13 protein-coding genes and 1 tRNA gene are annotated in these 13,586 nt (G+C 34.8%); 10 read left to right on the top strand and 4 right to left on the bottom strand.

Annotated elements, in window-relative coordinates:
* The first annotated feature begins 1 nt into the window (after position 1).
* From DYQ05_RS09495 to DYQ05_RS09460, 8 genes are all read left to right on the top strand, one after another.
* Positions 2–838, top strand: coding sequence for an ABC transporter permease (locus DYQ05_RS09495; protein WP_206183327.1), 837 nt, complete (start codon positions 2–4; stop codon positions 836–838).
* A 79-nt stretch (positions 839–917) separates the two neighbouring features.
* Positions 918–1,598, top strand: coding sequence for an ABC transporter permease (locus tag DYQ05_RS09490; RefSeq protein WP_206183326.1), 681 nt, complete (start codon positions 918–920; stop codon positions 1,596–1,598).
* A 9-nt stretch (positions 1,599–1,607) separates the two neighbouring features.
* Entirely contained in the window at positions 1,608–1,961 is a 354-nt protein-coding gene (locus DYQ05_RS09485; RefSeq protein ID WP_206183325.1) for an ATP-binding cassette domain-containing protein, read from the top strand.
* Complete coding sequence (locus DYQ05_RS09480; RefSeq protein ID WP_435372830.1) at positions 1,906–2,391, top strand: ATP-binding cassette domain-containing protein; 486 nt, start codon at positions 1,906–1,908, stop codon at positions 2,389–2,391. The genes DYQ05_RS09485 and DYQ05_RS09480 overlap by 56 nt, the downstream gene beginning before the upstream one ends.
* 5 nt (positions 2,392–2,396) lie before the next feature.
* Complete coding sequence (locus tag DYQ05_RS09475; protein ID WP_206183323.1) at positions 2,397–3,200, top strand: ABC transporter ATP-binding protein; 804 nt, start codon at positions 2,397–2,399, stop codon at positions 3,198–3,200.
* Between the two features lie 519 nt (positions 3,201–3,719).
* Positions 3,720–5,567: a glycerophosphoryl diester phosphodiesterase membrane domain-containing protein gene (locus tag DYQ05_RS09470; RefSeq protein WP_206183322.1), complete on the top strand. Its 1,848-nt coding sequence runs from the start codon at positions 3,720–3,722 to the stop codon at positions 5,565–5,567.
* A 148-nt stretch (positions 5,568–5,715) separates the two neighbouring features.
* A complete protein-coding gene (locus DYQ05_RS09465; protein WP_029409904.1) occupies positions 5,716–6,258 on the top strand; it encodes an ECF transporter S component in 543 nt (180 codons plus the stop codon).
* Between the two features lie 44 nt (positions 6,259–6,302).
* Entirely contained in the window at positions 6,303–6,896 is a 594-nt protein-coding gene (locus tag DYQ05_RS09460) for a class I SAM-dependent methyltransferase (protein WP_206183321.1), read from the top strand.
* A gap of 52 nt (positions 6,897–6,948) precedes the next feature.
* On the opposite strand, the gene DYQ05_RS09455 is transcribed toward DYQ05_RS09460, so the two are convergent.
* Positions 6,949–7,021 (bottom strand) — tRNA-Thr (locus DYQ05_RS09455).
* A gap of 213 nt (positions 7,022–7,234) precedes the next feature.
* On the opposite strand from DYQ05_RS09455, the gene DYQ05_RS09450 reads away from it, so the two are divergent.
* Positions 7,235–8,533, top strand: coding sequence for an SH3 domain-containing protein (locus DYQ05_RS09450; protein ID WP_024469769.1), 1,299 nt, complete (start codon positions 7,235–7,237; stop codon positions 8,531–8,533).
* A gap of 14 nt (positions 8,534–8,547) precedes the next feature.
* Positions 8,548–10,509, top strand: a complete 1,962-nt coding sequence (locus DYQ05_RS09445) for an ABC-F family ATP-binding cassette domain-containing protein (RefSeq protein WP_206183320.1) — start codon at positions 8,548–8,550, stop codon at positions 10,507–10,509.
* A gap of 204 nt (positions 10,510–10,713) precedes the next feature.
* On the opposite strand, the gene DYQ05_RS09440 is transcribed toward DYQ05_RS09445, so the two are convergent.
* From DYQ05_RS09440 to DYQ05_RS09430, 3 genes are read right to left on the bottom strand one after another with little or no spacing between them, the layout of a single operon-like run.
* A complete protein-coding gene (locus DYQ05_RS09440) occupies positions 10,714–11,313 on the bottom strand; it encodes an MptD family putative ECF transporter S component (RefSeq protein ID WP_029409908.1) in 600 nt (199 codons plus the stop codon).
* Between the two features lies 1 nt (position 11,314).
* On the bottom strand, positions 11,315–12,034 hold the full coding sequence (locus tag DYQ05_RS09435; RefSeq protein ID WP_252723333.1) for an energy-coupling factor transporter transmembrane component T family protein: 720 nt from the start codon (positions 12,032–12,034) through the stop codon (positions 11,315–11,317).
* Positions 12,027–13,544, bottom strand: coding sequence for an ABC transporter ATP-binding protein (locus DYQ05_RS09430; RefSeq protein ID WP_206183319.1), 1,518 nt, complete (start codon positions 13,542–13,544; stop codon positions 12,027–12,029). Before DYQ05_RS09430 ends, DYQ05_RS09435 begins: the two co-directional genes overlap by 8 nt.
* Positions 13,545–13,586 lie beyond the last annotated feature (42 nt).

Genomic DNA, 13,586 nt, shown 5'->3' with positions numbered 1-13,586 from the left:
AATGCCTACATCTCCGGTTCAGATTTTACTTACCTCCCGTCAGCTTCCTCCTACTCGGGAGAATATAAGTTTTTTGGAATATGAGTGGGGTTTGGATAAATCTTTGCCGGAACAATATTTAATATGGACAAGCCGTCTGATTAAAGGCGATTTAGGTGTATCCATGCTTACAAGACAACCCGTTAAAACCGAATTTATTAAACGTCTTCCGTATTCAATCGGCATAGGTTTAGGCGGCCTTTTGTTAGGAGCCGCTCTGTCTTTTTATCTGGGTTATAAGGCGGCTTTAAAAGAAAGGGGATGCGCAGATTTTATTACAAGAATTTTTGTAATTATAAATCAAACCGTGCCCGTTTTTATACTTGCCGTTATTCTTATATATTTTATAGGTGTTAAATATAAACTTTTAAAAATATTTACAGGCAATAACGGTATAAAAATTACTTCGGCGATGCTTTTAATTATGTTCGGGAATATGGGAAGTTTAAGCAGAAATGTTAAAAGTCATTTTAAAAAAGTAACGGAGGAGTCTTATTTTATTTTTGCGGTTTCAAGAGGTTTTACGGTTAAAAAGGCCTTATTAAATGAAGGTTGTAAACCGGCTCTTATAGGTTTAATTTCGCTGACGATTTCAAAATGCGCATGGGTCATAGGAGGCTCTGCGGTTATGGAATTTATTTTTACAATACCGGGAATAAGTTTTTTCTTAATAGAAAGTATTATGCGAAGGGATTATAATGTCATTCAGGCATATATTATTGCAGTTGCGATATGGATGTTTTTTGTACATTTTTTATTGGAATTTGTTTTAATCTTATTGGATAGAAGACAAAGATGAAACGTATTTTTTTTGTTTTAATTTTTATATGCTGTATTGTTATGTTTTTTTACCCCTTCAAAATGTAAAGCATGTGGATTTGAAAAATACATTTTCTCCTGTCAGCGGCACTAATTTTTTCGGTACGGACCACTTGGGAAGAGATATATATTCTCTAATTGTAATAGGTTTTATTAGAACAATAACCGTAGTTGTTACGGCTTCAAGTATTTCATTTATAATAGGAATAATACTCGGATTAGCCGGCGGCTTTTGCGGAAAGAATACGGAGATGTTTATTAAACTTATAACCGATATGTTTTTAATAATTCCTTCATTTATTGCCGCATTGATTATTGCCTCCGCTTTAGGATTGACTCCTATTACCGCAAGTTTGGCCATAGGTATTTCCGATATAGGAGTTTATTCAAACCAGGCTGCAATATTAACAAAGAATTTAAAAAATGCCGAATTCATTCAAGCCGAAAAAATATTGGGTATTGGCAACGGAAGAATTTTGTTTAAACATATCTTACCTAATATTTTACCGCACTTATTTACTACATTAAGTACGAAGGCCGGAGGAATAATCCTTCAGTATGCATCTTTAACTTTTATAGGTTTGGGCGCGGATATTACAAATGCGGATTGGGGTACAATGTTGTATACCTATAGAATTTTCATTGTAGATAAACCCGTTTTAATATTTTGGCCTGCGGCGGCTATTTTTATTTTAGCTTCGGCTTTCCATTTTCTTTTTGATGACCGGGATTTTTTTTAAAGGATAAAAATGAAAAACATATTGCAAATAGAAAATTTATCGGTATTTATAAACGGAACTGAAATTCTTAAAAATATTGATTTTACCGTCAAGGAAGGACAATCTTTAGGCATTATAGGAGTAAGCGGTTCGGGTAAAACCGTCATGATGTATGCAATAACCTCTCTTTTGCCGAAATTAAGCGAGGTAACAGGGAAAATAATTGTAGAGGGACAAACCGATATTTTAACTCTTTCGGAAAAAGAGAAAAGAGTTTTTTGTTCTAAAAATATTTCTATAATTTTACAAAATTCCATTAATTCGTTAAATCCTTATAAAAAAAATATATACGCAGTTTGTCGAAACCGCACGGCTTTACAATAATAGCAGCAGGGGGAAAGCATTGACAAAAGTTTTTTCGTTGTTGGAAGAACTGGGAATGAGCACTAAGGTTAAAGATTACGATAAATACCCTCATGAATATAGCGGAGGAATGAGACAGCAGACTGCAATTGCGCTCTGTTTATTAAACAGTCCTAAAATTTTAATTGCCGATGAGCCTACAACTTCTTTAGACGCAATAAATCAACTGAAATTTATAAATTATATACAATCGGTATGCAATAAAAAAAATATTACATTGATATATATCACGCATAATTTCGGCTTGACTTTAAAAATATGTAAAGATATAATAGTATTAAAAGACGGTGAAATTGTAGAAAAGGGTAATCCTGAAAATGTTTTTATAAAGCCTAAACATGTATACACTGAAATTTTAGTCAACTCCGCAAAACAGATGATGAGGAACTAATGTATATGAAATATTTATTGGAAGTAAAAGATTTAAAAAAAGATTATGAGATACGCAAAGGCATTTTTAAAAGGAGAGAAACGGTTCATGCGGTGAAAAATATTTCTTTTAAAATACATCGAGGACAGATTGTAGGACTTGCCGGAGAAAGCGGTTCCGGTAAAACTACGGTTGCTAAAATAATTACAAAAATAGAAGCTCCCACTTGCGGGTCCGTTCAATTTAACGGAGTGCGCATAGATAATATAAAGGAAAGAGAATTTTTAAAATACCGTACCGACATTCAGATGATATTTCAAAATCCGTTTGCATCAATGAATCCGAAACTTAAGTTAAAACCTTCTTTATTGGAAGCTCCCGTTATAAACAAACTTTATTTAAAAAAAGAAGCGCAAGAGCGCCTTATAAATTTTATGAAAGAATTCGGTTTGAAATCTGAAATTTTAAAACGTTTCCCGGGAGAGGTAAGCGGAGGTGAACTGCAAAGGCTGTCAATAATACGGGCATTATCGGTCAATCCTAAATTTTTAATTGCCGATGAAATCGTTTCGGCATTGGACGTGCCCGTTCAAATACGGATATTAAAGCTTTTAAAAAAATTACAAAAAAATTATAAATTGAGTATTTTATTTATTTCTCATGATTTATCCGTAATAAAAAATATTGCCGACAGGGTTGTTATTTTAAAAAACGGAAATATTGTAGAAGAAAACCTGACGGAAAAAATATTTTTAAATCCGGAGCATGAATATACAAGACAGCTTGTAAATTCCGTTCCGAGTTTAAACGGTTTGTGCCGAAATCGGTAAAAACCGTTTATTGTTTGTTTTATCCGGAGGTTTAATCTGCGCAATGTTGTTACATTGCTTTGATATAAACTTTCAGTTTTGCTTAAAAGCAAAACTGAATTATTGTATGCCGTTTCTCATTGTATTACGAAACGGCGAAAATAAACATTCCTCGGAATTTGAAAATTCCTGCGGGAGTTTATTTTATATGGAGGTTTAAATTAAGCTCCTTAAATAGCGTCGCTTAATTTAAACTTGTGAGTTTGCTTTGCAAACTCCTTATTATATACCGTTTCTCATTACATTGCGAAGCGGCGGAAAAGCATCAATCCTCGATTTTTGATAAAATCTGCGTTTGATGAATTTATCAGGAGGTTTAAATTAAGCTCCTTAAATAGCGTCGCTTAATTTAAACTTGTGAGTTTGCTTCGCAAACTCCTTATTGTATGCCGTTTCTCATTGTATTACGAAACGGCGGAAATTCATCAATACTCGATTTTTGATAAAATCTGCGTTTGATGAATTTATCAGGAGGTTAAATTGGTTAAGGGAAAGGTTGATACTGAAGCCGGTATTACATCATCTTTATATTACAGATTCTCCATAATTTGGCTTTTTATAAAGTACCAATTGGTTACAAAAGCATTGCTGGGTATGATTATATTGCCGGGGTATTCGGCATGTGTAAAATATTTTATACGCTTATCGGGAAGAACGGGAATTTCAAGCGGAGATTTTTTAAGCTTTTTATTCAGTTTTAACGGGGCAGGTGTTTTGTTGATAACACTTTTATTGATGGTTCTATTGATAGGTGTTGATATAAATGTTTTTATCATAATATCGGCTTTTATAAAAGAACAAAAATTTAAAATTACGGCAAGGAGCGTCCTGATTGCAGGAATAAAATCTTTAAAAGCTTTTCTTAAACCTTCCGGTATTTTAATTATGTGTTATGTTTCTTTAATATTTCCCATTATAGGATTGGGAATTACCGTATCTCCTATGAAATCGTTTCAAATTCCTAACTTTATTATTTCCGTAATATACGGAAACGGCTTATATTTGAGCATATATATTGCAGTTATCTTATTTTTTATCTACTTAAGTTTTCGCTCCGTTTTTTCGTTTCACTTTATTATTTTATACGGATATAGTGTAAAAAAAGGAATAAAGGCTTCATGGGGATTGACGAAAAAATATAAAAAGGAATTCCTGAAGGATTTTTTCTTCAGATATTTAAAACCCGCCGTTTTTATTGTCGTCTTTTTTGCGGTTTCAATTATATTATTATATTCACTTACGGTTTTCGAATTTGCTGCAAAAGAATGGGTAAGAATTTTATTACTTTTTCTTTTACTTAATACTGCGGAATTGGGAATTTTTATTTTATTCTTATTTATACCTATAATTATTTTTCGTATTACGGAATTATTTTATAAATATAATAAAAAAGAAGGAGAGGGAATTCGGTTTTTAAAAACTTCAGAAACGGAGGGCTTTAAAAAGAAAAAAATAAGGGTAAAAACAAAATTTTTTATTTTACTTTTCTTTATAATCGTTACCGCCGTAAATATCTTTATCTCACTTATTTTATCTTTTAACTTTGATGCGTTTTTTAAAGACTATAATAAAATAGAAATTATAGCTCACAGAGGTGGAGGCAACTTGGGTGCGGAAAATACCTTGGAAGGAATCTTGTCTGCAATAAAAGAAAATGTAGAATGGACTGAAATAGACGTACAGCGTACAAAGGACGGTTATTACATTATTAACCACGATAAAACTTTTGCACGGTTATGCGGGGAACCGAGAGCCTCCGATGAAATGACGCTTGAAGAAATTAAAAGATTAAAAGTAAAAAACGAATTTACCGAAAATGCTCCTTCTCAAAATGTAGCCTCTCTTGAAGAAGTTATAAAAGTTGCAAGGGATAGAATAGGTTTATTTATAGAACTGAAAGGAAAAACCGCCGATACAAAAATGGCCGATGATATAGTCAAGATGCTGCAAAATGAAAATATGGAAAATCAATCGGTACTTCTTTCCTTGGATTATTCTTTGATTAAATACATAAAAACAAAATACCCGCAAATAAAAACAGGTTATCTTTATTTTTTTTCCATAGGCAATACCGATGAGCTTGTCGGCGATTATTTAATTATGGAAGAACGTGAAGCTACCTTTGAAAACATTGAAAATATTCGGCAAAAAGGAAAAAAAGCGATTGTTTGGACGGTAAACACGGACGACTCCATTCAAAAATTTATTTATTCTTCCGTAGACGGAATTATTACCGATTATGTTATTTCCGTTAAAGAAGCTATCGAGGAAAGAAACAATAAAACGGATTTGGAATTGATATTGGATAACTTTTTCCTTACGGATTAAATTAAAAGTTTTTATGTTGAACGGGATTTTTAAAATAAAAAAATAATATTTAAAAATTATAGAATATACTTGCTTTTTTTTCATATTGGAGTATACTTTAAACAGCGGGGGCTTTTATCTTCCGCATAAAACTGTAAGGAGAATAACAATGGAAAAAACAATTACAAAGCAGGCTGTTTTTATAAGAGAGCTTATAATGGCAGGTATTCTTTTGGTGACGGGTGTGTTGTTGCCTATAGGATTTCACACATTTAAACTGGGAGGCCCGGTATTTTTACCCATGCATATTCCCGTAATGCTTGCAGGTTTTATGCTTAATCCTTTATCGGCATGTATTGTAGGCTTTATTACTCCGATTTTAAGTACGGCATTTACAGGTATGCCTCCTTTCCCGGTTGTAATGAGTCAAATGGCCGTAGAACTTGCCGCTTATGCCTTTTTTATCGCCGTATTTTCACAAAGGTTAAAACTTAACTCTTATGTTTCCCTTATTTTAGGAATGATAAGCGGCAGACTCGTTTGTGCAATATTGGTATTTATTTTTTCACTTACCGTAACGGGATACAAAGGAACTCCCGTGAAGTTTTTAATAGGCGGCATTTCCAAAGGCTGGCCCGGTCTTTTAGTTCAGATAGTCCTGATTCCTTTTTTAGTAACATGGTTTAAACGTATAAGACTTATAGAAAAATAATTGACTTGTCCGGCACAAAAAGTGCCGGCAAGAGTTTTAATTTTATGGAAAAAAAAACTCATATAATAGATTTTTTTAACGAACTTGCAAACCGGTGGGACGATATTGCGGAAAATAATGAAAGGTCGATAGACTTTATTGTTGAATATGCCGATTTAAAACCGGAATGTACGGTTTTGGATATAGGCTGCGGAACGGGGATTTTAGAAGGGCGTATTTTAAAATTCAATCCGAAAAAAATTCTTGCGATAGATATCTCAATGAATATGATTTTAAAGGCAAAGCAAAAATTCAAAGATTCAAGGATAGAATTTCTGAATGCGGATATTTATGCGTTATGTGAAAACGGTTTTGACCGTGCTTTTATTTTTAATGCTTACCCGCATTTTATAGAAAAAGAAAACCTTGCCGAAAAATTGTACGGCTGCCTTAAACAAAACGGACGTTTTATTATAGCCCACGACCATTCACGGTATGAAGTAAATTCCAGACATGATAAAACGATAAAACGGGAAGCCCCCATTTCTTTTGAATTAAAATCCGCAGAGGAAGAAGCCGTAATATGGAAAAAGTTTTTTAAAATAGATACTCTTATAGATAAGGAAAACCTTTATATGATTTCCGGGGTAAAAAAATAATATTTTTACGGCAACTTTTGTTTAAAGCAATGCCGTTTTTATTTGTTTAATAAGCCAACTCTCGGACTTGAACCGAGTACCTGCACGTTACGAGGGTGCTGCTCTGCCGGGTGAGCTAAGTTGGCAAATACATTTAAGCTTAAATGTTATAAAAAAGAGTATATCAAAAATACTTAAATAAGTCAAGCCGGTACGGTTTTTAAATACTTTTATTTTAAGATGATATTTTATTTATTGTAAATACGAATCGGGTATTTTCCCTCCTATTGCAAAAATACATATTCTACATTATACTGTGCAAAATAAATATAAATTAAACTTGTACAAGAGGTTTTTCTATGTTAAAATCCGTATATAAATTAGCCGTTTTTTTAATTTTACCGCTTTTATTTTTAAACTGCTCCAATAAATTAGGTTACGGAGTTGTAAACTGGTCGATACCTGAATATAATTTAACGGCTGGAGATATAATTCCGATTTATGTCCGCTCCAATATCGAAAGCGTTTATATCGTCGGCTTAAACGAGCAGACTAAACTGCGCGTGGAGATTCCTTTGTGGCAACTAAGTTTTTTTGAATCGAAAAAAGATGCTTTAAAATTTCAAAAAAAACTTGAAGATTATAAAAATACTTATGCAACGGTTAACCTTGACGGTCTTCCTATGCGTTCTGAACCGGATAATACTTCAAAGCAGGTTTACAGGTTGAGACAGGGACAAACCGTAAAGGTTTTATGGTTCGGTGAGGGTATTCCCGTTTTAAAGGGCGGCAAACCTATGGACGGGCAGTGGTATGAGGTGCTTACAAGCGACGGAGCTAAGGGCTGGTGTTTTTCGTATAACCTTACAATGTATGACGAGCGCGAAGCCTCTTCGGTTGCCGATACCGAAACCGAAAAAATTACCGATGAAGAATTGGAAAAAGTTTTAAACGAAACTTGGTATCCTGAAAATTACCGTAAAATGATAAATTCAAAACAAGTGGACCTTGATAAAATGAGTTTAACTTGGGGCTTTTTCCCGGGCTCCAAGTCGGGAATTGCCCGTATAGAACTTAAGGATATAAAGGTATCGTTTCCGTATACGAAAATTACAAAAATACGCGATAAATATCAGTTTGAAGGAGTAAGTCTTTCTCTTCAAATCAGGGGAAAAGATATTATTACTTTGGAATTTTCGGACCAAAACGGGAAAAACAGAATAGAAAATTTCGTAATTTTAAATGCAACTCCCGAAGAAATAATAAATAACGAGTTAAAACGCCGAAGCGGTGAAATTGAAGCGATTGCAAAAACCTCTTCCGAATTCACTTCGGCAAATTTCGGTACATTAAAAATTTTAAACGGAGGACAATTTATTTGGAGCGGATACAATGTTATCTCGCCTTCAATAATACCTTCAGGTGCCGGGTCTTCGGGGACGGTTTCGGTAAGCGGTTTTTTAACTCCGAAACTGAAATCGGATTATGAAGGAGTTTTAAGTTTTAAATTTGAAAAAGCGGACGAACCGGTAATTTTTATGTACAGTATATCTTCAAAAGGTTTAAGACTTGAAGCTGTTGAGCGAAATAACATAAGCGAAAACATCGTAAACCGAAGAAGTTTAAATCCGGTAATTCTCTTTTTTGCGGTAAACTAAAACAGAGATAGAAAATGCCATTTATTCAGCTTTCAAAAATTTCGCTTGCTTTCGGCGATAGAGATATTTTAAAAGATATTACCCTGGTTTTAACCGGAGGTACAAAGGCTGCTTTAACCGGTGCCAACGGCTGCGGAAAATCCACATTGATGAAGATAATAGCGGGTTTAAGCGCTGCCGATTCGGGAGAGATATCCTCGGAAAAGGGAACTACATTTGCCTATTTGCCGCAATCCGGTATTGTTCATAAAGGAAAGGCTCTTATAGATGAGGTTGAAACGGCATTTGATTACGGCTTGGAAATTTTAAACAAGATGGATAAAATAGGCGGTGATATGACTTCCGAAAAAGATGAGCAAAAACTTTCAAATCTTGCTGAGGAATATCACAGTCTTCAAACGGAACTTGAGAATTCCGGTTGGAATGCGCGTAAGGGTTTAATTGACGAAACTCTTAGAGGCTTGGGTTTTACGGAGCGGGATTTTAATAAAAATACGGAAGAATTTTCAGGCGGCTGGCAAATGAGGATTGCCCTTGCAAAGGTGCTTTTACAAAATACGGACATTGTAATTTTAGATGAGCCTACAAATTATCTTGATATGGAAGCCCGCAATTGGCTTGAACTTTGGCTGAAAAATTTTAAGGGCGGTTTTTTACTTGTAAGCCATGACAGGTATTTTTTGGACCAATGTGTTTCGGAAATATATGAATTGTTTAACGGTTCGTTAAAAAAATACAAGGGTTCATATACCGACTATGAAAAAACCAGATTAACGGAAATCGAAAGTTTGGTAAAAGCTTATAAACACCAGCAGGAAGAAATTGCCAAAACGGAAGATTTTATAAGAAAATTCCGTTACAAGGCGAGTAAGGCCGCTTCCGTTCAGGACAGAATAAAAAAACTTGAAAAATTGGAAAGGATAGAAATCCCGGAACACTTAAAAAAAATTCACTTTAGCTTTCCTCCCGCTCCCCATTCGGGCAATATTATTTTACAAGCGGAAAATATTTGTAAGGCTTACGGTACCCGCTCCGTAATTAAAAATTTGGATTTAACGGTTGAGAGAAATGAAAAGCTTGTTTTGGCGGGTAAAAACGGAGCGGGAAAATCCACTCTTTTAAGAATTCTTGCAGGGGAGGATTCGGATTTCTCTGGAACCGTAAAAGAAGGGTCGGGAGTAAAAATGGGGTATTTTTCGCAAGATGAATCCGAAACAATTACAGGAAGCGAAACTATAATTGCAATGCTTGAGCGCACCGCCCCGTTGGAACTTATTCCTAAACTTTATGATATGCTTGCCGCATTTTTATTTCGTGGCGATGACATTTATAAACCCCTTTCGGTTTTATCCGGAGGAGAAAAAAGCCGCCTTGCCCTGCTTTCTCTTTTATTAAAACCTTTAAATCTTTTAATTCTTGATGAGCCGACAAACCACTTGGATTTGCATTCAAAAGATGTGCTTTTGGACGCTTTAAAACGTTTTGACGGTACCGTAGTATTTGTATCGCATGATAAAGGCTTTATAAAAGATTTGGCAACACGAGTTTTGGAACTTAAGGCCTCCGATAATCCGTCGGAGCCGTCACGGATACGGAATTTTCCCGGCACTTACGATTATTATCTTTACCGTTTGGAGCAGGAAGAAAAAGGCAGTGCAATCGAAGGAGAGGTTAATTACAAACTGAGCGGGACGGCAGACGTAGAGAAAAACGTAAAGCAGCTTTCTTACGAAGAACAAAAACGATTGAAAGCGGAAAAGCGTAAACTTGAAAAAGAGGAAGAAAGAATTTTAGCGGAAATAGAAAAATGTGAAGACGAAATTTCCGAAAATGAAAACCTTTTAGCCGAACCTGAAATTTACTCGGACGGAGAAAAAAGTAAATTCGTTCAGCAGGAAATTTCAAGACTGAAACAACTTGCAGAACGGCTTTCTGAAGATTGGGCTGCGATAGGAGAAAAAATAGCGGCTTGTTAAATCTCTGATACAAGACGTTTGTTGAATCGATGGTACAAGCCGCTTGTTGAATTCATGGTCCAAGCCGCTGTTTTGAACTTGAGTTTACAGGCGGTTTTATTTTAGCCGTTTTTTCTTTAAAGGCTTAAGGGCATCTTTAAAAACTTCGCAAATTAAATCTAAGAAAAACCTCTAAAAAACTTAAGTTTTTAAAGGCTCCCTTAATTAAATCATATCCGCTTTTTCAAAATGCTTTTTTAAAATCTTTATCGAAATAACCGCTCCTGCAAAAGATGTAAAGACGGTAAGGATTATCATCGAGCCGTACATATACCATGAAATAAGATTAAGGTATTGCTGTAAGGTTTCGTTTGTTAAATGTAATATTTCCCGGCGTTCAATAAAATATTGTCCGTGTGAAATATACATCGGTAAAGAAAAAAGCGCCGATTGAAGAGATGCTCCGATAACATAGCTTACGATGAGTATTTTTTTATTTTCATATTTTTTGTATGCGGCAACGGAATCTGCAATAAACCACCCGATAACGGATAATAAAACTCCGTACACGTTTGCCGCCATAAAACCGGGTAAAACCGTTATTATTCCCATAATTAAAAAAATTCCGCGTTTACGTATTTTAAGAGCTGCGAGCATAAACGCTATTGACTCAAAAAACATTACGATGGGAATATTCGCTATAGTACCTGCAAGTGTAAGCGCCGCTAAAGCTCCCGTAACGAAAAAAAGCAATAAGGCTATTGCTCCGAAAATACCTATACCGATAAAATCGCGGGCATTTAATTTTTCCGTTTTGTCTTTCATATTAAAACCTCCAAAACTGTAAAAAATAGACTGCAACTGCAACAATTATTGCTGAAGCCGTATATACATAATCCGTCCTTTTAAATTTTAAAGGATAGAGATTTGTCCTTTGTTTGAATTCTTCTATTCCTCTTAATAATGCCGAAGCCGACAATTCTTCCGCTGCACGTACGCTTCTAAACAAAATCGGAACAATTAAAAGTTCCAAGGTTCTTATGGGGTGAATAAAAAATTGTATACCTGAAGTTGAAATCCCGCGTATTTTTAAACTGTCTTTTAAACACCGATAATCTTCTTTTATTGTAGGTAAGTATCTTAAAGAAACGATAAACGGAATTGAAAATACATTAGGAAACTTTAAAACCTGCATTGCCGATATGAGATACGGCATAGATGTTGCCTTTTTTAAAAAGGCCAGCGCCATAAGCATAATGATAAACTTTTGAGTAATATAACTTAAAGAAACAATCATCAGTATAACAGCCGTATTTTGAATCATTGCAATAAAGTACATGGCCGATGAAATGATTACGTATATAAGCGTATATATGATACAGGCCTTGTACGCCCTTACACTTATTACATACAATGCACAGAAAAAAACAAGTACATGAGAGCTTAGCGGTTTATTTACCGTAAGTCCCGTAAAAGCAAATAAAAATACAATGAGAAGACCGGCACGCGGGTCTATTTGCAGCGTATTCGTTAGCTTATTACTCAAATTGTCCTCCGCTTAAAATATTCCATAATTGTAATTTTGAATTCTCCGTTAATTGAAAATCTTGTTTAACGGTTCCGTTTGAAATATGAATAACTCTTTTACATACCGACAATAAAAATTCATAATCGTGCGAAATAACAAAAATAATTTTATTCTCATCGGCAAGTTTTATCATACTGTTTGAAATAAGTTCCATACAACCCATATCCAAGCCGCTGGTAGGTTCGTCAAAAAAAAGTACGGGGCAATTGCTCAGTAATGCTCCCGCAACGGTGAGCCGCTGTTTTTGTCCGCGTGATAAACTTGCAGGATGTTTTTCTTTGTATTCGGTTAATTCAAGATAAGATAAAATGCGCTCTTTTTCCGCAGAGGTTATTTCCTTATTCGATTTTCCGATACAAAGTTCTTCATATACACTACAGGCAAAAAGTTGATAATCGGAATCCTGCATAACAAAATATATTTTTCCCAAACGTTTTTTTGCAGGAAGTGTTTTACCGCGGAGTAAAACGCTTCCGGATTCTTCTTTTAATAACCCCGCACAAAGTTTTGCCAAAGTTGTTTTGCCCGCTCCGTTTTCTCCGACGATGCCGATAATTTCTCCGCTTTGAGCTTTTAACGATATACCTGACAGTATTTCGATTTTACGATTCCTCTTACCGCGGGAAAATGAAATCTTTTGTATTTCAAAATAAGGTAAGTCCGGAAGATTTGTAATATTTTTTTGAAATATTTCTCGCTCTTCTTTTTCTTTACTCCGCGTTAAAAGTGTGTTAAGTGAAAAACTTCTTAGCCGCATTTTAAGGTAATCGGTATCGGTTAATTTTTTCGCTTGCTCATTATTAAACGTTTTTACAATGCTTCCGTTGTTTAAATAAATCATTCGGTCAAATAAATCAGCCAAGTAAAACAGACGGTGTTCCAAAACGATAAGCGTTTTTCCTTCCCGTTTTAATTCCTTTATTATTTCTTTCAGTTCAAAAATAGATTTTATATCGAGGTTGGCGGACGGTTCATCAAAGATAAGTATTTTGGGAGCCGTTGCGCAGCAGGAGGCTATTGCAATTTTTTGTTTTTCTCCGCTTGAAAGGTTAAAAATACTTTTATGCTTTAAGTTTTCAATATTGAATTTTATAAAAGTTTTTTCAATTCTTTTAATAATTTCTTCCCGCGGTAATTGCATTGCAGTACAGGCCAGGGCAACTTCATTAAACGTATCGGTCATAAAAAAGCGGCTTCTCGGCTCTTGAAATACCGTACCTGCCGTTTTTCCGATGTCAAAAAGGCTCATTTCCCGTGTGTCTTTGCCGTCAAGTATTGCGTTTCCCGAAAAAACGCCGCCGTAATAATGAGGAATCAAGCCGTTAATAACGGAGCCGAGCGTACTCTTTCCGGAGCCGCTTTTGCCTGTAATTAACACAAATTCTCCCTGTTTTATTCCGAGATTTATATTTTGTAAAATAGGAATCCCTGACCCCGTTTTATAAAAAACATTTTTAAGTGAAATCATACCGGCCTCAATAAAACTAAATTATAATTCAATATTAAATAT

This window comes from Treponema pedis, from assembly GCF_017161325.1.
GTDB classification, from domain to species: Bacteria; Spirochaetota; Spirochaetia; order Treponematales; family Treponemataceae; genus Treponema_B; species Treponema_B pedis.
Note: the sequence above shows the minus strand (reverse complement) of the source record. Positions and strands in the feature narration are given on the sequence as shown.